The 22,283-nt window shown below is 61.6% G+C and carries 22 protein-coding genes; 7 read left to right on the top strand and 15 right to left on the bottom strand.

The window, feature by feature from the left end; genetic code table 11:
• Position 1 precedes the first annotated feature (1 nt).
• From AC07TV_RS06270 to AC07TV_RS06260, 3 genes are read right to left on the bottom strand one after another with little or no spacing between them, the layout of a single operon-like run.
• Entirely contained in the window at positions 2-727 is a 726-nt protein-coding gene (locus AC07TV_RS06270; protein WP_494647546.1) for an ABC transporter ATP-binding protein, read from the bottom strand.
• Positions 720-1,940, bottom strand: coding sequence for an ABC transporter permease (locus AC07TV_RS06265; protein WP_494647545.1), 1,221 nt, complete (start codon positions 1,938-1,940; stop codon positions 720-722). The genes AC07TV_RS06270 and AC07TV_RS06265 overlap by 8 nt, the downstream gene beginning before the upstream one ends.
• A 9-nt stretch (positions 1,941-1,949) precedes the next feature.
• On the bottom strand, positions 1,950-3,164 hold the full coding sequence (locus AC07TV_RS06260; RefSeq protein ID WP_494647544.1) for an efflux RND transporter periplasmic adaptor subunit: 1,215 nt from the start codon (positions 3,162-3,164) through the stop codon (positions 1,950-1,952).
• Positions 3,165-3,290: 126 nt separating this feature from the next.
• On the opposite strand from AC07TV_RS06260, the gene AC07TV_RS06255 reads away from it, so the two are divergent.
• Positions 3,291-4,265, top strand: coding sequence for an arsenic resistance protein (locus tag AC07TV_RS06255; RefSeq protein ID WP_494647543.1), 975 nt, complete (start codon positions 3,291-3,293; stop codon positions 4,263-4,265).
• 179 nt (positions 4,266-4,444) lie between these two features.
• On the opposite strand, the gene AC07TV_RS06250 is transcribed toward AC07TV_RS06255, so the two are convergent.
• Positions 4,445-5,341: a LysR family transcriptional regulator gene (locus AC07TV_RS06250; protein WP_494647542.1), complete on the bottom strand. Its 897-nt coding sequence runs from the start codon at positions 5,339-5,341 to the stop codon at positions 4,445-4,447.
• A 142-nt stretch (positions 5,342-5,483) separates the two neighbouring features.
• Here AC07TV_RS06250 and AC07TV_RS06245 point away from each other — a divergent pair, with 142 nt between their 5' ends.
• Together AC07TV_RS06245 and AC07TV_RS06240 are read left to right on the top strand one after the other, a co-directional pair.
• Entirely contained in the window at positions 5,484-6,938 is a 1,455-nt protein-coding gene (locus AC07TV_RS06245) for an MFS transporter (protein ID WP_494647541.1), read from the top strand.
• 153 nt (positions 6,939-7,091) lie between these two features.
• On the top strand, positions 7,092-7,262 hold the full coding sequence (locus tag AC07TV_RS06240) for a hypothetical protein (RefSeq protein WP_494647540.1): 171 nt from the start codon (positions 7,092-7,094) through the stop codon (positions 7,260-7,262).
• A 7-nt stretch (positions 7,263-7,269) separates the two neighbouring features.
• Here the strand turns inward: AC07TV_RS06240 and AC07TV_RS06235 are convergent, their stop codons facing one another.
• The 7 genes from AC07TV_RS06235 to lysS form a co-directional block, all read right to left on the bottom strand.
• On the bottom strand, positions 7,270-7,482 hold the full coding sequence (locus AC07TV_RS06235) for a heavy-metal-associated domain-containing protein (protein ID WP_494647539.1): 213 nt from the start codon (positions 7,480-7,482) through the stop codon (positions 7,270-7,272).
• A gap of 370 nt (positions 7,483-7,852) precedes the next feature.
• Positions 7,853-8,101, bottom strand: a complete 249-nt coding sequence (locus AC07TV_RS06230) for a hypothetical protein (protein WP_494647538.1) — start codon at positions 8,099-8,101, stop codon at positions 7,853-7,855.
• Positions 8,102-8,646: 545 nt separating this feature from the next.
• Positions 8,647-9,918 (bottom strand): O-acetylhomoserine aminocarboxypropyltransferase/cysteine synthase family protein, encoded by a 1,272-nt coding sequence (locus AC07TV_RS06225; RefSeq protein WP_494647537.1) that lies wholly within the window; start codon positions 9,916-9,918, stop codon positions 8,647-8,649.
• A 93-nt stretch (positions 9,919-10,011) separates the two neighbouring features.
• Positions 10,012-10,395, bottom strand: coding sequence for a Rieske (2Fe-2S) protein (locus AC07TV_RS06220; protein WP_494647536.1), 384 nt, complete (start codon positions 10,393-10,395; stop codon positions 10,012-10,014).
• A 2-nt stretch (positions 10,396-10,397) separates the two neighbouring features.
• Entirely contained in the window at positions 10,398-12,302 is a 1,905-nt protein-coding gene (mnmC, locus tag AC07TV_RS06215; RefSeq protein ID WP_494647535.1) for a bifunctional tRNA (5-methylaminomethyl-2-thiouridine)(34)-methyltransferase MnmC2/FAD-dependent 5-carboxymethylaminomethyl-2-thiouridine(34) oxidoreductase MnmC1, read from the bottom strand.
• Positions 12,302-12,796 (bottom strand): hypothetical protein, encoded by a 495-nt coding sequence (locus tag AC07TV_RS06210; protein WP_494647534.1) that lies wholly within the window; start codon positions 12,794-12,796, stop codon positions 12,302-12,304. Before AC07TV_RS06210 ends, mnmC begins: the two co-directional genes overlap by 1 nt.
• A gap of 122 nt (positions 12,797-12,918) precedes the next feature.
• Positions 12,919-14,424: a lysine--tRNA ligase gene (gene lysS / locus AC07TV_RS06205; protein WP_494647533.1), complete on the bottom strand. Its 1,506-nt coding sequence runs from the start codon at positions 14,422-14,424 to the stop codon at positions 12,919-12,921.
• A 751-nt stretch (positions 14,425-15,175) separates the two neighbouring features.
• On the opposite strand from lysS, the gene AC07TV_RS06200 reads away from it, so the two are divergent.
• A complete protein-coding gene (locus AC07TV_RS06200; RefSeq protein ID WP_494647532.1) occupies positions 15,176-16,114 on the top strand; it encodes a nucleoside recognition domain-containing protein in 939 nt (312 codons plus the stop codon).
• A gap of 11 nt (positions 16,115-16,125) precedes the next feature.
• Positions 16,126-16,464 (top strand): hypothetical protein, encoded by a 339-nt coding sequence (locus tag AC07TV_RS06195; RefSeq protein ID WP_494647531.1) that lies wholly within the window; start codon positions 16,126-16,128, stop codon positions 16,462-16,464.
• Positions 16,465-16,503: 39 nt separating this feature from the next.
• On the opposite strand, the gene AC07TV_RS06190 is transcribed toward AC07TV_RS06195, so the two are convergent.
• The 4 genes from AC07TV_RS06190 to prfB all read right to left on the bottom strand — a co-directional run bounded on the left by AC07TV_RS06190 (position 16,504) and on the right by prfB (position 19,809).
• The gene (locus AC07TV_RS06190; protein WP_494647530.1) at positions 16,504-17,145 is read right to left on the bottom strand and encodes a hypothetical protein; all 642 of its coding nucleotides are present in this window, start codon (positions 17,143-17,145) and stop codon (positions 16,504-16,506) included.
• Positions 17,088-17,435, bottom strand: coding sequence for a cupin domain-containing protein (locus AC07TV_RS06185; protein WP_494647529.1), 348 nt, complete (start codon positions 17,433-17,435; stop codon positions 17,088-17,090). Before AC07TV_RS06185 ends, AC07TV_RS06190 begins: the two co-directional genes overlap by 58 nt.
• A 2-nt stretch (positions 17,436-17,437) precedes the next feature.
• The gene (locus tag AC07TV_RS06180; RefSeq protein WP_494647528.1) at positions 17,438-18,685 is read right to left on the bottom strand and encodes a hypothetical protein; all 1,248 of its coding nucleotides are present in this window, start codon (positions 18,683-18,685) and stop codon (positions 17,438-17,440) included.
• 19 nt (positions 18,686-18,704) lie between these two features.
• Positions 18,705-19,809, bottom strand: a protein-coding gene (prfB, locus tag AC07TV_RS06175) for a peptide chain release factor 2 (RefSeq protein WP_494647527.1) whose coding sequence is annotated in 2 segments (ribosomal slippage) — positions 18,705-19,727 and positions 19,729-19,809 — 1,104 coding nt in all. Because the reading frame shifts where the segments join, the coding sequence is not laid out codon by codon here.
• Positions 19,810-20,127: 318 nt separating this feature from the next.
• On the opposite strand from prfB, the gene AC07TV_RS06170 reads away from it, so the two are divergent.
• Together AC07TV_RS06170 and AC07TV_RS06165 are read left to right on the top strand one after the other, a co-directional pair.
• A complete protein-coding gene (locus AC07TV_RS06170) occupies positions 20,128-21,294 on the top strand; it encodes a methyl-accepting chemotaxis protein (protein ID WP_494647526.1) in 1,167 nt (388 codons plus the stop codon).
• Positions 21,295-21,301: 7 nt separating this feature from the next.
• Positions 21,302-22,201, top strand: coding sequence for a nitrate- and nitrite sensing domain-containing protein (locus AC07TV_RS06165; RefSeq protein WP_494647525.1), 900 nt, complete (start codon positions 21,302-21,304; stop codon positions 22,199-22,201).
• Positions 22,202-22,283: the final 82 nt, after the last annotated feature.

Below are 22,283 nucleotides of genomic sequence, written 5' to 3'. Positions count from 1 at the left end.
GTCAGGCTGGTAATTTATCGTGAACCCGGTCGTCGGCGACGATGTCGCCGTCGACCATTTCGATGATCCGGTCGCAGCGGGCGGCCAGGCGGCGGTCGTGGGTGACGATCAGGAAGGTGGTGTTGAGCCGGGTGTTGACCTCACGGAGCAGGGCGAAGACGTCGTCGGCGGAATGCGTGTCGAGATTGCCGGTCGGTTCGTCGGCGAGGACCAGCGAGGGGCTCATGGCCAGGGCGCGGGCGATGGCGACGCGTTGTTGCTGGCCGCCGGAGAGCTGGTTGGCGAGGTTCTGCTTGCGCTCGGCGAGGCCGACCTGGTCGAGCAGCGTGCCGGCCTGGGCGAACATGTCGGCGTCGGGCCGGCCGCGGGCGACGAGCAGCGGCATGGCGACGTTTTCCAGCGCCGTGAAGGCGGGAATGAGGTGGTGGTGCTGGAAAACGAAGCCGATGCGCTGGCCGCGCAGGCGGGTCAGGCCGGTGTCGTCGAGCTGGCCGGTTTCATGGCCGTCGATGAACAGCTGGCCGCCGCTCGGTCGGTCGAGCAGGCCGATGAGGTTGAGCAGGGTGCTTTTGCCGGAGCCGGAGGGGCCGATCAGGGCGGCGAATTCGCCGCGTTCGAGGCGCAGGTCGATGCCGTGCAGGATTTCGCTTTCCGTTTCGCCGCTGCCGTAGGATTTGCGGATGTTTTTGAGCTGGAGAACGGGCGTTGTCGTCACGGGATCAGCCACGGATCGCCACCACCGGATCAAGACGCGCCGCCCGGCGGGCCGGTAGCAGGGCGGCGAGGATGCCGACCAGGCTGGCGCCGCCGGCGGCGATGGCGACCAGCCATGGGTCGACGCCGATGATGAACATCGGCGTGCCGTCCGGGTTGCGCGCCATGAGCCGCCAGAGCATCAGGAATGTCCAGGCCAGGCCGGAGCCGAGCAGCGAGCCGAAGAAACCGACAATGCCGCCCTGGAGCAGGAAAATGCGCAGCATCTGCCCCTGCGAGGCGCCCATGGCGCGCAGGATGCCGATTTCGCGGGCACGCTGGATGACCGAAACGACGAGCACGCTGGCGATGCCGAAGGCGACCGAGAGGCCGATGAAGAAGCGGATGACGTTGCTCGACACGCGCTGCGAGGTCAGCGCCGTGACGAACTGGGCGTTGGTCTTGATCCAGCTGTCGGCGGTCAAGCCGGTTTCGGCGGCAATTTTGCTGGCCAGCCGTTCGGCCTCGTCGATGTCGTGCAGCGAAATGTCGATGCTCGACACGCCGCCGACCAGATCGAGCAGGCTTTGCGCCGAGCGCAGGCTGACATAGACGTTGCGGGCATTGACGCCCTTGTTGCCGAGGTCAAAGAGGCCGCTGACGGTGAAGGTTTCGGTCGCGTCGCCAGCGGTCGTGACGCGGATCTTGTCGCCGATGTCGGCGCCCAGATCCTTGGCCAACTCGATGCCGATCACCGCCTCACCAGCGCCGACACGCAACTGGCCGGCGACCATGCGTTCAGGCAGGGCGATGACGCCGCTGTAGCGCACCGGCTCGATGCCGAGCAGGGTGATCGCCTTGTTGGCATCGCCGCGCACGACAAAGGCCGGGCCGGAGGCAATCGGCGAGATGGCGGCAATTTCCGGCAAGCCTTCCAGCCGGGCCTGAATCTGTTGCCACTGATCAATCGAGCGCAGGCGCTGGGCCTGTTTTTGCAGGCGCAGGGCAATGCCGGCCGCCGGTGATTGTGGCCGGGCGATTTCCTCGGGCGGCAACAGGACGATGTGGGCCTGCGAACTGAGCGTGCGCTTGACCAGATTGGCCTGCAGGCCGGAAAGCAGCGCCGACATGAAGACGATGACAGCGACGCCAACGCCAACGCCAACGATGATCAGCAGCGACTGCATGCGGCCCTCACGCAGGAAGCGGATGGCGGCGATCCACTCGAAAGGCATCCAGGATTTCATTTTTGGCCGTTATTTCCGGTTGACCGTGGAAACCTTGCGGCCCTCGGCCAGATTCTGGCTGGCCGCGGCCAGCGCCTCGCCGGCAACGATGCCATCGAGAATTTCCACCCGGCCGGCGCCACGGATGCCCAGCTTGACCGGCTGGCGCTGCGCCACGCCATCGCGCACTACCATCACCCAGGGCTGGCCGGACGCCTGGTCGCGGATGACATCGGCCGGTACGATCAGCGTGTCGGCGCGGTGGGCCGAGGCGATGTCGATGGAAACGGTCATTTCGTGCTTCAGGTAAGCCGGCGGCTCGGCGACGCGCAGGCGGATTTCGACCGAGCCGCGCTGGGCATCGACGGCCGGGGCGATGTAAGTGACCTCGGCCTTGAAGTGTTCGCCCGGGTAGGCATCGGCTGAGGCCAGCGCCGTCTGGCCAAGCTGGAGCAGCGCGAGGTTCTTCTCGTCGATCTGCGCCGTCAGTTCGGTCTCGCCCTTCGGCGCTACCGTCAGCAAAACCTTGCCCGGCTGCACCATGTCGCCGGCTTCCACGCTACGCGTCAGCACCCGGCCGGCTCCCGGCGCCGTCAGCGTGGCGTAGGTCAGCCGCGCTTCGGCCACGGCCAGCGCGGCGCGCGCCTGCTCGACATTGCTGCGCACCACCTGCGCCTCGCTGCCACCCGGCTGGTTGCTGGCCAGCTGCAATTTGGCCGCCTGCCACTGACTGTCGGCGACCTGCGCGTTGCGCCGGGCATCGTCGAGCTGGGCGGTGCTGTAGAAACCCTTGGCAACCAGTTCGCCGACCCGCTCCAATTGGCGCTTCGCCTGCTGGGCGTTGGCTTCCGCCTGCTCCACGCTTTGCTCGGCCACCGGCCGGCCCAGGCGGTCGAGCTGGCGCTGTTTGGCCTCGGCCTGCGCCAGGCTGGCCTGGGCCTGGGCGGCGCTCGCCCGCCATTCGGTGTCGTCGAGCTGGACCATCGTCTGGCCAGCCGTCACGGCATCGCCTTCGCGCACCTTGACGGCGACGACGCGGGCGCTGATCTGCGCAGCCACCTCGATACGCAGCGGCGTCCGCACCCGGCCGCTGGCCACCACCGCCTGGCGCAGTTCGCCGCGTTCGGCCACGGCAACCACAATGCGCTCGCCACCCCAGCCGGCATAGCCGGTAACAAGCAAGGCCACGATGGCAATGCCTGCTATGACGAGCAGGCTGCGGCGGGAACGAAGGAGGCGGGTCATGGGCGGGCGGGGCTTTTCTGAAGAAAAATTAGCAAATGCTGATGTTAAACGAATGGCAGCAAGTCCGAGGTGTATAATTGTTTGCTTATGTAACCGAAAGCCATTGCGGGGCTTCTGGAGAGCATCGTGCTGAAGTTTTTGTCCTTTGTTTCAAAGAATCTGATCCTCGCCATTCCGGTCATGATGGTGCTCGGTTTCGGCTTTGGCCTGTTGGCGCCGACCGGCTGGCTCAAGTCGCTGATCGTCCCGCTGACCTTCCTGATGGTCTATCCGATGATGGTCACGCTCAAGCTGACCAAAGTGCTCGAAGGCGGCGACAGCAAGGCGCAACTGCTTGCCCAGTTGATCAATTTCGGCATCATCCCCTTTGTTGCCTTCTGGCTGGGCCAGTACTTCTTCCCGAATCAGCCGTACTACGCCATGGGCCTGCTGCTCGCTGCGCTGCTGCCGACCTCGGGGATGACCATTTCGTGGACCGGTTTTGCCGGCGGCAATCTCGGCGCGGCGGTCAAGATGACGGTGCTCGGCCTGATCCTCGGTTCGCTGGCGACGCCGTTCTACGTTCAATGGCTGATGGGCGCGACGGTGCCGGTCGATCTGTGGGCGGTGTTTTCGCAGATCGTCTTCATCGTTTTCCTGCCCATGGTCGCTGGTCACTTCACGCAAAGCTACCTGCTCAAGAAATACGGCCAGAAGGCTTTTCAGGCCGAATGGGGCCCCAAGTTTCCGCCCTTCTCGACGCTCGGCGTGCTCGGCATCGTCTTCGTCGCCATGGCTCTCAAGGCCCAGCAACTGGCCGCCCAGCCGGCCGAACTGCTGCTCCTCGTCGGCCCGCTGCTTGCCCTCTACGGCATCAACTATCTGCTCAGCACCCTCGTCGCCAAGGCCCTGCTGCCGCGTGGCGACGCCATCGCGCTGGTGTACGGCACGGTCATGCGCAACCTGTCGATCGCCCTGGCCCTGGCCATGAACGCCTTCGGCAGTGCCGCCTCCGACGCCGCCCTGGTCATCACGCTGGCCTACATCATCCAGGTCCAGTCGGCAGCCTGGTACGTCAAACTGACCGATACGCTGTTCGGGAAAAAGCCGGTTCAGGCCTGATGCTGAGCCCGCTCGGCGGGAGGCTCGTGGTCATCTGCGGCATGTCTTCCCGGATGACCACGAAAAATGTATGACTGAATACCATCCGTTTTTCGGGTACCACGCAGTCAAGCCGGGACATTCGCGGATGACTGCAAAATGGTTCAGATCCCGAGATACAGCCGTCGATGGCAGGCCATTCATTTCAGCGCAGCACAGACATCTCTGATGTGACTACGTAGCCATCGATGCGCCGGATCTGCATCCTGTCTCGGGTGCCAAAGCAATGAAACCGTGATCTCTGGCATTGAAACGGGAATGGGGAAGCTATGCATGCCGGTGCGCAGGTTTCCGGTATGTCGTTCGGGAACGCTGGCGATCAGGTCCGAGGCCCGAGCCAGGGCCAGCGCTGTCGAAAATCCGCCAACGATGGTGACGATCTTGCGTTCCAGCCCGAATGCGTTCAGGGCCTCATCAATCGGCCCCTTGTCCACACCCTGACGCGAGACGTAGACATGCCGTCCAGCCGCATAGCGGGCAGGGGTGACTTCCCCTTCGCTCAGCGGGTGCCCCATGCGCACGACGCCAATGAAACGGTCCCGGAACAAGGCTTGCACACGTAGTTCCGGCGCTGTCGTTTGCCCGACAACACCGGTTTCCAGATCGACCAGACCGTCGCGCAGCGGCTTGCTGTCCTTGTCCGGTTTCTGCACGAAGCGCAGGCGCACGCCGGGTGCTTCCTCGCCGACGCGGGCGATCAACTCCGGGCCGAAATTTTCGACAAAACCCTCGCTGGTCCGCAGCGTGAAGGTTCTCTCCAGTTGTTTGAGATTGAGCTTTTCGGTCGGGCGCAAAACGGCTTCCCCATCCTGCACCAGCTGACCGACGCGCTCACGCAGTTCGATGGCGCGCGGCGTCGGAACGAGACCGCGCCCGGCCCTGACCAACAACGGATCGCCCGTCGTCTCGCGTAATCGTGCCAGCGCCCGGCTCATCGCCGAGGGGCTGAGCCGCAGCCGCCGGGCAGCGCGTGCCACGCTGCCTTCGGCGAGCAAGACATCAAGGGTGAACAGCAGGTTCAGATCGGGTCGAGACATGGGGCAACGATAGCAGTGTTTATTCAATATGTGGCGTCATATGCATTCATAACCTGCAAATGCTGCGTCTTCCGCCATGTCATGCAAGGGCCTAGGATTCAGATAGCCCCATCGGAAGCGCACTACTTGAAAGGAGTTCACGGTGAAAACAATCGTTGCAGGACACATTGAAGCGGAGGCTCGACGCGTGGAAACAACGCCATCAGTGCGCTGGGCGCTGGCCAGCCTGGCGCTTTCCGTACTGCTGTCATCACTCGGTACGAGTATTGCCAATGTGGCTTTACCGAGCCTGGCGGAGGCGTTCAATGCCTCCTTCCAGGCTGTTCAGTGGATCGTCATCGCCTATCTGCTCGCCATCACCACCCTGATTGTCAGCGCCGGACGGCTAGGTGACATCGTTGGTCGCAGAAGCCTGCTATTGATCGGGGTGTCATTGTTCTCGCTGGCCTCGCTCCTGTGCAGCATGGCGCCAACCCTGTGGCTGCTGATTGCTGCGCGGGCGCTGCAAGGGCTTGGCGCAGCGATCATGATGGCCCTCGCCATGGCCTTCGTCGGCGAGACGGTGCCGAAGGAAAAAACAGGCAGTGCCATTGGCCTGCTGGGAACAATGTCGGCAATTGGCACCGCGCTTGGCCCATCACTTGGTGGCGCCCTGATTGCCGGGCTTGGTTGGCGGGCAATATTTTTCATCAACCTGCCGCTGGGGGCGCTGACACTTTATCTCGCCCATCGTTACCTGCCCGTTGATCAAAGGAAAGCGAAAACGGAGCGCGCCGGCTTCGACGCGATCGGCACGCTACTCCTGGCCCTGACGCTCGCCGCCTATGCGCTGGCGATGACGACCGGACGCGGCAGTTTCGGTCAGCTCAACATGGCGCTGCTTTCGGCTGCCATTATCGGTGCCGGTCTTTTTATGTTTGCAGAAGCGAGAACTACATCACCTTTGATTCAAATGGCGATGTTTCGCCAGCTTCAACTGAGTGCGAGCCTGGCCACCAGCACACTCGTGTCGACCGTGATGATGGCGACGCTGGTGGTCGGGCCGTTCTACCTCTCTCGTTCGCTCGGGCTTGACGCGGCAATGGTGGGGCTCATCCTGTCGGTCGGCCCGGCGGTAGCCGCACTGACCGCGGCGCCGGCCGGGCGCTTGGCAGACAGACTGGGCACCCTGCGCGTAACCATAGTCGGGCTCGTCGGCATGGCGACCGGCACCATCACGCTATCCATCTTGCCGACGACTTTCGGCATCCCCGGCTACCTCGCACCCATCGTCGTCATCACCGCCAGCTACGCGTTCTTCCAGACGGCCAACAACACGGCAGTGATGACAGATGTCAGGCCGGAGCAACGTGGTGCGATTTCCGGCATGCTTAACTTGTCGCGCAACCTGGGGCTTATCACCGGCGCATCGGTCATGGGTGCGATCTTTGCATTCGGATCGTCTTCGAGCGACATTGCTACTGCGTCTTCCGATGCCGTTGCCACCGGCATGCAGATAACGTTCGCCGTCGCGGCAACCCTGGTTGTCGTTGCCCTTGCCGTCGCCATTGGCGCCAATCGTCGCGCATTCCGGAATCGACTCGTTGCTCCAAAATGAGCATATTTAGATCCGACAAACGCAGGTCATCTCAATTCACAATGAAATCGGCAGTCTTGTGATCAGTAACCTGCCAAAGCGTCGCACCCGTCATGTGATAGCAAAAAGTCGCAGGCTGCCAGTAGAACCTGGGGGAAGCAGTCGCGCGACTGAGTGTCTGCTGACCGGAAGGCGCATCAGGCTGCAGTCGGCCATGACCTGCCGGTGAAGGTTACGTTTCAATTTCTGCTGGTGGTGCACCCGGAAATCGAGTTGAGTGACCGCTATTCGGCGGGCAGGTTGATGACCCCACGGCAGCTTGAAGTGATGACCGACGATAAATAGAAGCTATTCAACTTAAGCATTCAGCTTCAAATCCAGCATCAATGATGGCCTGAGTGATGTCATCAGGACTAACGAATTTGCCGTGCTCGATACTTGCTTCTCCTTTTTCCAGCGAAATCTCGATGTGGCCGATATTTGGTAGGTCTTGAATCGCATTAGCCAAAATGCGGACACAGGACTCGTCTTTCAGGCCTGTGATTTTGAAAGTCAAATTTTGCATGGTGCATCCGCCAGTTTTTAGGTTCTGATGACTTCGGGCAACAAGTTCTAAGAGAAGTTCGCCAACTGGGTTAGCGTTTTTGAGAGTCTGGCCGCATATTGATGAGGTGGTGGCATGCCTCATGAACGTCGAACAAGCCAGCATCCACTCCCTATATTGGGCACGCTGTACTCAGTGGCGACCAGCTGCTTTCGGGTAACAGAATCCCGATGACCGCTTTACGGCGATGAGTTCGGTGAGAGGTCGGTCTCTTGGGTGCCCTATGCGGACATCGGCCCGTTGGGAAAGCGGACGCTCAAGAACCGTCGAAACTCTGCCGACGGGTTAGAGGGGCGACAACGTCAGCGGATAGCCTTTAAGCGCTGAACAGTTACATTCCGCGAGGGATCCAATTATCCGGACCAAAAACAGGAATGAAGAGGGCGTTTTCTTCTTGGGTTGAACAATCGCCGAAGTAACCGTAAATAGGTGCTGCTTCACAAAAACATTTTTCGATTTGTACTCGCTGTTGTACAAAATCCGATGGGAAATCATAGAAACATACTTCGTTGGAGTACCAATTCTTGTTTCGTATTTCGAAGACACCGCCCAAGTAGAAAAATGCGAAGTGCCCTTGCATGCTTGTATCCCTACAAGTGGCACTAATTGTGAATAGGTATGCATCCCGCTCGGGGTCGGCAAGCCAGACGAAGTTCCTGGACCTCTTGACCAATATGCGTTCTTTAAGGCTGCCGTTCATCGTAGAAGTTGCTATCTTTTCAACTACATCAACTGACGGTGTGTGGAATTCGAATGCCATAGGGTTTAGGCGTTGTGAGCATGGATAGTGGTGCCAAACAGTTATTCAATGAACCCACCGGTCAGCATGTGCAATGATAGTACGGACCTGCGAAAAGCTGGTATGCCGATAGCAATAATGTCTTGATGAATGGCTGCAATCAAGGAAAAACTTGAACGGCTGGTCGTGGCCGGGTGTGTGAGGTCGCCAACATCCGGTTCGGAGGAGTCCAGTTCAAAAATGCCCAGTTTGGCTGAGCGGCCGCTATCGGGAAACTGCGATGACCGGATTAAGCACATTCCAGACTGAAAAGTTAGGCGTAACACTGGCCGCGCTTCGATGAAAAAACCCGGCACGAGGCCGGGTTTTTGTTGGGTGCCTTTTGATCAGGCGGCGTTGAGTGCCTGATCCAGATCAGCGATCAGATCGTCAATGTGCTCGATGCCGACCGACAGGCGAATCATGTCTTCGGAAACACCGGCCTTGGCCAGTTCTTCCGGCGACAGTTGGCGGTGGGTGGTCGAGGCCGGGTGGCAGGCCAGGGTCTTGCAGTCGCCGATGTTGACGAGGCGGGTGACGAGTTGCAGGGCATCCTGGAACTTGCCGCCAGCCACGCTGCCGCCCTTGACGCCGAAGTTGAGGATGCCGGAGGCGCGGCCGCCCATGTATTTCTGGACCAGCGCGTGGTCCTTGTGGTCGGGCAGGCCGGCGTAGTTGACCCAGCTGCACTTCGGGTGGCTCTTGAGGAAATTGGCGATCTTGAGCGAGTTTTCGCAGATGCGGTCCATGCGCAGGGCCAGGGTTTCGATGCCTTGCAGGATCAGGAAGGCGTTGAACGGGCTGATGGCAGCGCCCATGTTGCGCAGCGGCACGACGCGGGCGCGGCCGATGTAGGCGGCGGGGCCAAGGGCTTCGGTGTAGACGACGCCGTGGTAGGAGACGTCCGGCTCGTTGAGGCGCTTGAACTTGGCCTTGTGCTCGGCCCACGGGAATTTGCCGCTATCGACGATGATGCCGCCGAGGCTGTTGCCGTGGCCGCCGAGGTACTTGGTCAGGGCGTGGACGACGATGTCGGCGCCGTGCTCGAAGGGGCGGCACAGGTAGGGCGAGGGGACCGTGTTGTCGACGATGACCGGCACGCCGTGCTTGTGGGCGATTTCGGCGAGTTTTTCGAAATCGACGACATTGCCGAGCGGGTTGCCGACGGATTCGCAGAAGACGGCCTTGGTCTTGGCGTCAATGAGCTTTTCGAAGGCAGCCGGATCGCGGTAGTCGGCGAAGCGGACATCGATGCCGTATTGCGGCAGGGTGTGGGCGAACAGGTTGTAGGTGCCGCCGTACAGGGTGCTCGAGGTGACGATGTTGTCGCCGGCTTCGGCGATGGTCTGGATCGCGGCGGTGATGGCCGCCATGCCGGAGGCCATGGCCAGCGCGGCGATGCCGCCTTCCATTTCGGCGACGCGCTTTTCGAGCACGTCCTGCGTCGGGTTCATGATGCGCGTGTAGATGTTGCCGGCGACCTTGAGGTCGAACAGGTCGGCGCCGTGCTGGGTGCTGTCGAAGGCGTAGGAGGTCGTCTGGTAGATGGGGACGGCCACGGCCTTGGTGGTCGGGTCGGGCGAATAGCCGCCATGGACGGCGATGGTTTCGATCTTCATGCGTGTCTCTCTTGTTGTGTAAGTGAAAAATGAAGTCTAGCAGGCCGGCTGATTTGCCGCATGGCCGGGGAGCGATGTCACTTTCCGGCCGGGTTAGCTGGATTCACCTTCCGCCTTGCCGATGCAGATGTGACCGTCGACAACGGCGAGGGGGATGGGAACGAGCCCTTCGCCTGCGCACTCGCCTGATACGCATCGCCCATCCGTCCAGTTGTAACGTGCGTAATGGATGTTGCACTGAAAATGCTCATGCGGCTGATAACGCAAATGCTTCTGCTGGTTGGCGAGGGGCACCCCGAAATGACTGCAGCGATTGAGGTAGCCAAACAACGATGAGCCACTGCGTAGGACGAGCAGGTCAAAGGTGGGAGCGGCGCTGCCCAGGGTCAGCATCAGCGCGGCCCCATCGTCGATCTCGGCCAGGGTACAGAGGCGGGTGCCAGTCTCGGGGGCGTTGGGCAATGCTTGCCAGTCCATGTTCATTCCTCTTCCGGGCTGCTGCGTTCAAGGGGGCGAATGACGAAACGGCCGGGGTCGAGTGCGTTGGTCAGGTCGTTTTCCAGGGGGAGCGGCTCGCCCTCCAGTCGGCTGACCAGCAGATCGGCCATCAGTGCCGACCACACGATGCCACGGGCGCCAAAGCCCTGGACACACCACAGCCCGGGCTGGCGCGGAACATTGTGCAGGCGGGTATTGGGCGTCGCGGCCAGGGTGTCGGGTACGGCGCCGACGATGGGCAGGCGGTCCGGCGACATCGGGCGGAAGCCGACGCGGCCATGCAGCGTGGCCGGGTCGAGGCTGGCGGCGAAGTCGGGCAGGGTCAGGCGCAGGCGGGCGAGGTTGTCGGCGTGGTCGGATTCGCGCTCGGCTGCTTCGTCGTCTTCGTAGGACAGCGAGGCGCCAATCAGTTGGGTGCCGTCAACTTCGGGGATGGCGTAGCCGACCTGGAAGAGCACGGCCTTGAGCGGCGTGCCGGCCGCCGCTGGCAAATGGCTGACCTGGCCGCGCCCGGAACGTTGCGGTAGCGAGGCGAACTGTTCGAAACGTGGAGCGGCGGCGCCGCTGGCCATGACCAGAACCGGGGCTTCGGCCAGGATGTTGCCGGCTGAATCGAGCGCCTGCCATTCCGTTTTTGGCCTAAAAATCCGGTTGACCGTGGCATTGAAGCGCGTCGTGATTTTTTCGGGAAAAGCGGCCAGTGCGGCTTGGCAGACCGACGGCGGTTGCACCCAGCCGCCGTTCGGAAACCACCAGCCACCGATATTCACCGGTTGGCCGAGCAATTGGCTGGCTTGTTCCTTGTCGACGAACCGGAGGAGTTCGGGCGGCAAGCCGAGTTGTTCGACGGCGCGCTTTTGCTGTGCTTCGTGCTCCGGTTCACGCGCCAGATGCAGCACGCCGCAGGGTGACCAGCGGGCGTCGGGCAGTCCGGCGAGCAGGGCGCGGGTGGCGAGAAAGCCGGCGCGGGTCAGGCGCGACAGGCGGTTGTCGTCGGCGCTGGGCAGCGGGCGCAGCATGCCGGCCAGATTGCTCGAGGCGCCGGTGGCCGGGGCGGCAGCCTGTTCGAGTACGGTGACCTGCCAGCCGGCGGCGGCCAGCGCGTAGGCCGTGGCGCTGCCGGCAATGCCGGCGCCGATGACGATGGCCCGGCGATCTGTCGGCGCGACGTGACGATCCGGCCGCCGCGAACGGAAGCGGCCGACCAGCATCTGGCGCTTGCCGACCGGGCCGGGACGTTTTTCGACGTCGAATTCGGCATCCTTGAGCGCCTGGCGAACATGGCCGGCGACCGTCCACGTGGCCAGCGTCGCGCCGGGAGCGGTGAGCCGGGCGAGGCCTTTGCAGAACTGCGGCGACCACAGTTCGGGGTTCTTTTGCGGTGAAAAGCCGTCGAGGAAGAAGGCATCGACCGAGGCGTCGATGGCGCGCAGCTGGGTCGCGGCATCGCCGAAAACCAGCGTCAGAATGACTTGCCCGCCATCGAGATGCAGCCGGTGCATGCCCGGTACCAGCGGCGGCCAGTGTTTTTGCAGTTCCGCCGCCAGTTCGCCGAATTCCGGCCAGGCTTGCTGGCAGGTGGCGAGGTCTGCCACGGTCAACGGGAATTTTTCGCAAGAAACGAAATGCAGTCGCCGGCAGCGTTGCGGATCGGCCCGCCAGGCTTGCCAAGCGGCGAGGAAATTCAGCCCGGTGCCGAAGCCGGTTTCGAGGATGACGAAGCGGTCGCGACCCTGCCAGCGTTGCGGCAGCTCATTGCCACCGAGAAAGACATGCCGCGCCTGCGTCGGGCCGCCGAGGGCGGAGTGATAGACGTCGTCGAAGGCGGCGGAGTAGGGCGTGCCGTAGGCGACGAATTCGATTTTGGCGGGCTGCAGCTTTTCCACTAGTGGAGGCGCGAAAGGTGTTCGCTGCGCGGTGCTGTGCCCGCTGTTGCAGGGGTGTCGTCGAGCGCCAGATTCCACTGTGCGTGCTCGGCACCGGCGCGCAGCATGGCGCACAGAGTCTGCAGCAAATCGGCATTGACGGCGAGCTGGAAACTGCGCTCCCGACCTTCGCGGAAGATCAGGTTAAACGTGCCATCGCTCAGGGTGTCGACCTTGAGTTCGTTGCTCAGCAGTGGCGTCGAACCGAGTGGGTAGGTGGCGTTTTCGTCGGAAAAAGCCTGGTCGAAGTTGACTGCCTCGTCGGCCGGAGTCTCATCGACAATCGGCGTCACCGTCGTCTGTTTCCCGGCCAGCCGGGACAGGTGCGGCCACACTTCGCGCAGGAAACGCCGGGTCAGCCAGATCCGGTATTCCTCGTCGTCCTGCGTCGAGATGCGCAGAAGCAGACGATCCTGCACTTGGTCGCAAGCAACTTGAAGCTGACGAATTTGCATCAGAATTTACCGGGAAAGCTCGATGCGTGAGCGAGCGCAGCCAAATCAAGGCGCCGACGGCCGCCGCATAGCAAGCTATGCAAGGTCGCCGGCAACGCCGAGTTGGCAAGCGCAGCCACGCATCACTCGGGGCGCATGGAGGGGAAAAGGATTACATCGCGGATGGCGGCTGCATCGGTCAGCAGCATGATCAGCCGGTCAATCCCGATCCCGCACCCGCCAGTCGGCGGCAGCCCGTATTCCAGCGCGCGAATGAAATCAGCGTCGTAATACATCGCCTCTTCATCGCCCGCATCCTTCGCCTTCATCTGTTCCTGGAAGCGCGCCGCCTGGTCTTCCGCATCGTTGAGTTCGGAGAACCCATTGGCAATCTCCCGCCCAACAATGAACAGCTCAAAGCGCTCGGTAATCTCTGGATTGGTATTCGAGGCGCGAGCCAGCGGAGACACTTCGACCGGATAGTCGATGATGAAGGTCGGCTCCCAGCACTGGGCTTCGGCGCAGGCTTCGAACAACTGGAGCTGCAGGCTGCCCAGACCGCCCGGCTTGAGCGGCTCGCCGAAATGCTTGATCTTGGCCTTGAGGAATTCGGGATCGGCCAGCTGCGCATCGGTGAAGTCCGGCTGCTGGCGCTGGATGGCCTGGTTGATGGTCAGGCGATGGAAAGGCTTGGAGAGGTCGAGTTCGCGGCCCTGATAGACGAAGACTTCCTTGCCCAGCGCTTCGCGCGCGGCGTGACGCAGCAGGCCTTCGGTGAAGTCCATGAGCGTGTGGTAGTTCGCATACGCCTCGTAGAACTCCATCATGGTGAATTCGGGGTTGTGGCGTGGCGAGAGACCTTCGTTGCGGAAGTTGCGGTTGATTTCGAAGACCTTCTCGAAACCGCCGACCACCAGGCGCTTGAGGTAAAGCTCAGGGGCGATGCGCAGGAACTGCTGCATGTCGAGCGCGTTGTGGTGCGTGACGAAGGGCTTGGCCGAGGCGCCGCCGGGGATCGGGTGCATCATCGGCGTTTCGACTTCCATGAAGCCGTGGCCGGTCATGTAATTGCGGATCGACGAGACAATGGCCGAACGGGCGCGGAAGGTGAAGCGCGTTTCCTCGTTCATGATCAGGTCGACGTAGCGCTGGCGATACTTCATTTCCTGGTCGGCCAGGCCGTGGAACTTGTCCGGCAGCGGGCGCAGCGACTTGGTCAGCAGACGGATTTCGGCGGCCTGGATGGACAGTTCGCCGGTCTTGGTTTTCATCAGGATGCCGCTGACGCCGATGATGTCGCCGAGGTCCCAGGTCTTGAAGTCGGCATAAACCTCTTCGCCGACGCGGTCGCGCGTCACGTAAATCTGGATGCGGCCCGACAGGTCCTGAATGGTGGCGAACGACGCCTTGCCCATGACGCGCTTGAGCATCATGCGGCCGGCGACCTTGACCTCGACCGGCAGACCTTCGAGTTCTTCCGCCGTCTTCTCGCCATAGCCTTCGAGGACTTTCGCGGCGGTGTTCTCGCGCTGGAAGTCGTTCGGGAAGGCTTTCCCGGTCTTTCGCCACTCGGCCAGTTTGGCGCGTCGCTCGGCGATGAGCTGGTTTTCGTCCTGCTGGACCGGGGCTTGCTGTTCGGGGTTGGACATGAAGAATCCTTGGGGAAATGGGGGGTGCTTCAGGCAAAAGCCTAGAACCGGTGATTTTCGCCGATTTTGGCACCTTGGGACAAGGTTGGGGGTAGATGTTTTGTGGCGTGAATCAGGCTTTCTCATGTTTTTGGCTTGGGGTTCCGCCTTGCTGGCGGCATTACTTTCTTTTGCTTCGCCAAAAGAAAGTAAGCAAAGAAAAGGCGACCCTGGGTCGGTGCCGGCTGCGCCGGTTCCCTGCGCTACTCGAAACGCCGGGCGGCTGCGGAACTCGGGCTTCGCCCTCAAACAGTCCTCGCCGAAAGCCCCCGGCCTTTCTGCGTTGCTCGGCACCTCACAAGGGGCCCGGTAAGGTGTCCACTATCAAGCAGTGGATTTCATTTTTTGGCTTTTTTTCCGGTTGACCGTGGAAACCCGCTTTTTTCGGTGTAACGGTTGAACGTGGACGTTTTTGGGGGCCCCGTGGAAGGCGCTGAGCAACGCAGGCGGGCCGGGGGCCTTCGGCTTGCGTTGTCTGAGCCGCAGGCGAGTTTAGCAAGCCGCCCGGCCTGCCGAGTAGCGCAAGGAACCCGAAGGGCGCCGCCCCCGGGGTCGCCTTTTAGCTGCGCTAGCAATAGCCTTTGGCTACTTTCTTTTGGCGAAGCAAAAGAAAGTACGCCCGCCAACAAGGCGGAACCCCAAGCCAATTCAGAGGATCAAGGGAAATCGCCAATACAACAACCAACATCCGCCAATGCAATAATCCCGCCTTATGGAAATCCTCATCGAAATCATCCTCAAAGCCGGCCGTTCCGCCGTCGAGCTGGCCTTCTTCGTCCTGCTCCCCGTCATGGTCGTCATGCTCTCGCTCATGCGCCTGCTCGAAGCGCGCGGTGTGCTCGACTGGGTGGTCGCCCGTCTGGCCCCGCTGCTCAAGCCGGTTGGCCTGACCGGGCTGGGCGTCTTTGCCGCCTTGCAGATCAATTTCGTCAGCTTCGCCGCCCCGATGGCGACGCTGACCATGATGGAGCAGCGCGGCGCTTCGGACCGCCACATCGCTGCCACGCTGGCCATGGTCTTTGCCATGTCGCAGGCCAACGCAGCGTTGCCGATGATGACCATGGGCCTTGATCTGGCGCTGACCCTGACCTATTCGCTGATCGGCGGATTGACGGCTGCGGCGGCGACCTATTACCTGTTCGGTAGGGCGCTATCGAATACCGAAAGCCGGCTCGATGAAACCCTGCATCATCCGGTCGCCGAGAGCGCCAAGGGCATTCTCGATGTCATCAACCGGGCCGGAGCCGAGGCGTTCAAGCTGTCCGTCGGGGCCATTCCGATGCTCGTGCTGTCGCTGGTCGTCGTCACGGCGTTGCGCAGTGGCGGCGCCATCGATGCGCTGACCAGCCTGCTGGCGCCGGTGTTGACCGCGGCTTCGATCGACAGTGCGCTGATCCTGCCGACGCTGACCAAGTACATGGCCGGCGGCACGGCGATGATGGGCGTCATGGACGAGATGCGCAAAGCCGGCCAGATCAGCGTCGAGCTGCTCAACGCCAGCGCCGGGTTCCTGATTTCTCCCTTCGACCTGCCCGGCGTGGCGGTGCTGATTTCTGCCGGGCCGCGTATCGCTGCAGTGTGGAAACCGGCCGCCCTCGGTGCCTGTATCGGTATCGCTGTACGCACTGTCGGACATATACTTGCCGTATGAACCGACCAAAATTGACTCGCTTGATCCTGGCTACCAGCGCCGGCTTGATGATGGCCGGCGCCTCGGCGGCCCCCCTGAATCTGCTCGGTTTCGACGATATGTCCTGCGCGGCATGGAGCAAGTCGAAGGATGACCCCGATCAGCGTTCCGCCTATGTGGTCTGGGTCCGCGGCTTCCTGACCGGCCATAACTACGCCTTGCCGAACCAGCAGGTTTCGAGCTTTTCGAGCGGTACGCTGGAACTGAAACTGAATCAGTATTGCAGCCGGAATCCGACAGGGCAGATCAGCGATGCGGCGATGCGCATGAGCGATGAGCTTTCCGGGCGGAATCAGCCGATCAAGAAATAAGCAACAAGCGCATCTGATCGGCAGCTGGTCGTGGTGCGATTATTTCGAAAAAATCGCGTTGAATTTGTTCTGATCGACGTATTTCGTGAAAGTTGTAAACGCCACGTTGACGTTCTGATTGCTCATCAATTCCTGCATGGCCAGCCTGCCGATGATTTCGAAAGCATCTTTGAGCGCGTTGCTGCCTTCCTTGTCGCGCGCCAATTTGACTTGTTCTGTGCAATTTTCGGTCATCAGCATGGTAACCAGCGTAGCCATCTTCCGATCGAAAGCCTCTCGATCCGCCTGGGTAACGTTGGAAAGGCTTTGTATTTCCGGGTGGGCTGACATGCCGATAAAGACCCAGCGCGCCATGTCCTTCCGATCCTTGCCGGTCGTGTTGTCCGCCAGGCAGGTCGTCAACGCATCGGTAGCAGGGCCGGCGACTGACGGGGTGGCTATGGTGGCGAAGAGGCTTGCTGCGAGGATCGCGACGATGTTTTTCATGCGGCATTCTCCAAACGTTTTTTCGAAATCACGGAATGACGCGCCATGATGTATGCAATTGGCAAAATGAAAAAGCGCGATGAGCAACTTTGAGCAGAACAGCATCGCTAGGTTGTGCCAAAAAGTTGATGGCGATGCTAGGGCGAGATGTAATGAACTGCCAGCCAGACTGTTGGCTGCTCCGGGTCTGTCCATTCCACCCGGTGCCGGCGATGCGGGGCGATGTCGATGAAATCGCCTGGGGTCAGCGTGAGTGCTTCAGGCGCGTCTTCGAAGCGGAGAATGGCTTTGCCTTGCAAAAGCACCACCCATTCGCCCTCGGCTTGGTCGTACCAGAAACCCTCGGGGCTGCACTGGCCAGTCGAAACAATTCGTTCGATGCGCAGGCCGGGGCGATTGAGCAGATCTGAAAATTGCTCGTTTTTTACGCTTTGCGTAGTAAACCCGGTTGACCGTGGAAGATCAGAAAACAGGTTGTCAGTCATCGTCACTCCGGCTTGTAGAGCGGCAGGGCATCGAGACGGCGTTCGATTTCCGCCGTCAGTTGCCGATAGGCCGGGCTGCTGGTGTTGCCGAAGTGGCGCTGGAAATCGGCGGCGCTGATTGATTCAGGGAGGTTGCTTATGATGGGGATCAGGTCGCCGTCGGAAAACTCCTTTGTCCGAAGTGCGTCCAGGCGCGAGTCGCCGCGATTGAGTAACTCGCCAAAACGGGTGCCGGCCCGATCGGCGGCCAGGTCGGCAAACGAAAAGCCGCTGCCGTGGCGGGAGTCGGCCATTTCCTTGTAGACCCCGATGGCATCGGCGACCGGTTCGCCAGCCCAGGCGGCAAGGGTGGCGGAGACAACGAAATGCTGCGCACTGTCGTTCCGGCCGGCGAGCATCAGCGCGACCGGACGAAGCTGCGGCCAGCTTCGCGCTTCAGGGATGAGCGAGGCAATATTTTTCTCGGCGAGATAAACGCCGAGGACGAGCAGCGCGGCGCGGCGGTTTTCATGTTGATCGGTGCCGTTGATATCGAGCACGGTACGCATGACGCTGACCAGAGGCACTGGTCGGCCCGGCGCGTGGTGGTCGAGCTGGGCGGCCAGCGATTCATGCGCCGAGCGAATGCGAACCAGGTCGTCCGGCTTGAAGGCGATGGAACGGGCACGGTCGAGCAGGGCAGGTTCCCAGACGTAGGCGACGACGATTCGCTGGCGTTGTGGGTCGAAGATCAGCTCGCGGATGGCTTGGCGGGCGAGCGTCCATTCCGCTCCGTAGCCAGCGCCCTGAATAGCAGTGGCGAGGACGAATTCAAGTAACTGTGACGGAATCGGTAGCCGGCCGAGGGCGGCGGCGAAGATTTTCGGTTCGCCTTTGCCCTCGCGCAGTGTGGCGCGAAAATTGAAATAGTGGTCGCCCGGTAGCAGCGGCACGCGGCGACTGAGGCGGATTTCGGCCGTTTCCTCGCCGAGCACGAGTGCGCCGCGACCATGCAGGGCACGGCCGGCCAGATAGTTGATGCCTTCGTCGATCAACGCGGCGGGAACGGCGGTCCGGCGGGCCTCGCCGGATTGCAGGTGGCGCGGGTCGTTGGTGTGAAACAGCCAGCGCGCCTGATTGACGGCGGCTTGTGAGATGGTTTCGCTGCGTTCGACCAGTGGCCGGCTGTCGAGTGCCGCCAGCAACAGTCCGCCGGCGGCCAACACGAGAACGAGCAGCGTGCCAGCCAGCCAGGCAAGGAGGCGAGTCATGGCTGACTCACCGGCCTGTTTAAACGCCCTGTTTCAGGCTGGCCTCGATGAACGGATCGAGGTCGCCATCAAGCACTGCCTGGGTGTTGCCGGTTTCGTGGTTGGTGCGCAGATCCTTGATGCGGCTCTGGTCGAGCACGTAGGAGCGGATCTGGTGGCCCCAGCCGATGTCGGACTTGGCATCTTCGAGCTTCTGCTGCTCGGCCTGCTGTTTGCGCAATTCGAACTCGTAGATGCGGGCGCGCAGCATCTGCCAGGCTTCGTCGCGGTTGCGGTGCTGCGAACGGTCGTTCTGGCACTGCACTACGATGCCGGTCGGGACGTGGGTCAGACGCACTGCCGAGTCGGTCTTGTTGATGTGCTGACCGCCGGCGCCGGAGGCCCGGTAGGTGTCAGTACGGACATCGGCTGGATTGATGTTGATCTCAATCGAGTCATCGACTTCCGGAAAGACGAAAACGCTGGTGAACGAGGTGTGGCGGCGGGCGGCCGAATCGAACGGCGACTTGCGGACCAGGCGGTGGATGCCGGTTTCGGTGCGCAGCGTGCCGTAGGCGTAGTCGCCGGTGAACTTGACGGTGGCACCCTTGATGCCGGCGACGTCGCCTTCCGACTCTTCCATGACTTCAACCGTAAAGCCCTTCTTTTCGCCGTACTTGAGGTACATGCGCAGCAGCATCGAGGCCCAGTCCTGGGCTTCGGTGCCACCGGCGCCGGCCTGGATTTCCAGGAAGCAGGGCATCGGATCGGACGGATTGTTGAACATGCGGCGGAATTCGAGGGCGGCGACCTTCTTTTCCAGCTCGGCGTTGTCGGCTTCAACGGAAAGCAGGGTTTCCTCGTCGCCATCTTCCTTGCCCATGTCGAACAGTTCGCGGCCATCGTCAAGGCCGGACTGGACTTCTTCCAGAACCAGCACGATGTTTTCCAGTGATTTCTTCTCGCGACCGAGTTCCTGGGCGCGCTTGGCGTCGTCCCATATCTTCGGGTCTTCCATCTCCTGGGTGAGGAGGGTCAGGCGTTCGCGTTTCTGATCGTAGTCAAAGATACCTCCGCAGCTCGGCGGCGCGCTGCGCCAGATCGTCGAGCTTGTTGGAGATGCTGTTGATGTGTTCGGCTTCCATGATGTTCGTCTCGTTGCGTGGCAAAAGCGCAATTATAGCTGCTGGGCAAGGCAGGGTTTGGCTGCACTTATTGAGTGCGCGGTCGAGTAAACAATCCGGAGGTCAAGGCACTTTGTTGGTGCAATACCCCGAAGTGGCGATGACGAATAACTATAGTTTGGTATTTTTGTGTATTAATAAACGCTAATGTGCAGTCTAATTGATTGATTGTAAATGGGTAAATATTTTGGTGCATTGGATGGCAAGAGACTTGCTTTTGTCCTAACAATCCAATAACTGTGCATGACTGATATGACAAGCAACGAATCGGAATCTGCCTTGCGCTACTGTATGAACTCGTTGCGGCTGCGTTTGTTTTGGGCCTGGCTGCTGGCGCTAGGCAGCGGTGCAGCCCTGGCCGGTCTGGTGCTGACGAGTCAGGCCGAACTGTTGGCCTGCGCTGCCGTGGCGATGCTCGGCATTTCGCTGCTGGTCGCCGTCAGGCTGCAGTATGGACTGGAAACGGCACTGGCCCTGATTGACGGTTTTGCGCTCGAACTGGCGGCCGGGCGTCTGGTCAGCCGCCTCGATGCCCGGCGTTGCGGTGCCTTGGCGCCGCTGGCCGAACGTCTGAACGGCATGGCACGCTCGCTGTCCGGTCTGTTCCTGACCTTTGCCCGGATGTCGCAGGAAATTTCAAGTGTCGCCGGCGAGAGCAGTGTCAATGCCACTGGCGGCGACGACGGTGTCCGCCGGCAGCGCGATATCACCCTGTCTTCTTCGGCGACGCTGGAGCAACTGACGGTCAGCCTCGGCATGACCAGCGAAAGTGCCCAAGGGGCAGCCTCAGTGGCCGAGGCTTCCGGGGAGATGGCGATGGCGGGTGCGGAACGGGTCAGCCGCCTGGCCTGCAGTCTGGAAAATCTCGCCGCGACGGTTCAGCAGACTTCGGAGAGCGCCAGTCGCCTCGGTCTGCGCTCGCGGGAGATCGACGTCATTGTCGAGCTGATCGCGGAAATTGCTGCGCAGACCAACCTGCTGGCGCTAAATGCCGCCATCGAGGCCGCCCGGGCCGGCGAACAGGGGCGTGGTTTTGCCGTGGTTGCCGACGAGGTGCGCAAGCTGGCTGAGCGGACCAGCAATGCCACTCGCGACATTGGCGAGCGCATCGAAGGAGTCCGGAATGATGTTGGTGGCATGATCGATGCCATGGCGGCGACGACCAGCCAGGCCGCCAAGAGCCTGAGCGACGCCGGCGACGCGGTCGCCGACCTTCGCCGGGTCGAAGATAACGCCCGCCAGACGCTGGCGCTGATCCGTGATATCGCTGCCGCCAGCCAGGAGCAGAGCGAGGCCGGTCAGAACATCGCCCGCGATATCGAGCAGGTCGCCCAACTGGCTGATGCCAATGAACACCTGGTCCGCGAGAACAGCGAGCTGTCCCGTTACCTGAACGACCTGTCCGTTCAGCTGACCGGGGCCCTGAAAAAATACCAATACGAGTGAGGTCGGCATGAACTGGACCATTTACACGATGCTGGCGCTGGCCATCCTCATCCTGGCGGTGTCGACGATGCTCTATCGCCGTCGCCGCTGGGTCGATGCCGAAAAGTCGCTGGACAACACCTTGGCTGCCTGCCGTTCGCTGCTCGCCCTGGTCGGGCATTTTCAGCAGCACCGCGGCATGAGTTCCGCCTTGCTGTCCGGCGACCAGTGTTTCAGGACGCGGCTCGATGGCAAGGGGCGCGAGATCGAAGGGCTGATTCCTTCCTTGCGGGAGGTGGCCAGAGCGGAAAGCGCCCGGGCGCATCCCTGCCTGACGCTGAACGATCTTTCGCTGTTTCAGTACAACTGGGGCCTGTTGCGGGAAAAGCTGGCTGGGCTTTCCGTCGAGCAAAGCATCGCCCAGCACAGTTTTCTCATCGATCAACTGCTGCAGTGGTTGGCCGCTTTGGGTGAATCCCGGGTCGAGTTGCTGCTGGGGGATCGTTCCGCCCGCGGTCTGGTTCGCAACTATGCCAGCCGTTTGCCGGCCCTCACCGAGTGCCTTGGTCAGGCCCGAGCCTTGGGAATGAGTGTAGCTGCCCGGCGTGGTTGCTCTGCTGTGGCGCGGGTCCGCCTGATGTTCCTGGTGGCGCGCGCCGAGACACTGCTTAACCAGGCGAATGAGGCGGGCGGGCGGGGGCCAAAGGCGGAGAAGGCGGCGATCGCGGTGCAACAGATGGCGCGGGTGATTCGCACACAGATGCTGCTGAGTTCCGGCATCAGCGTTGCTGCCGAGGAGTATTTCGCTATCGCTACAGCCGCCGTGGACAGTGTGTTCGCCTGGATAGGCGAGTGTGGCGACGAATTGATGCAGGCAGGAACCGGGAAGGCTGATGTTGGAGCATCAACTCGATTGCAGCGTGTCTAGGTTCGGCTTTTTAGCCAGACCGGTCCAGCGCATGGGGTTCGGCTTCGGGCCGGCCTGTGGTGTGGGTGGCGGTGGTGCCCGG

The organism is Azonexus sp. GW821-FHT04F04 (genome assembly GCF_059420025.1).
This window is presented reverse-complemented; position numbering and strand designations above follow the sequence as displayed.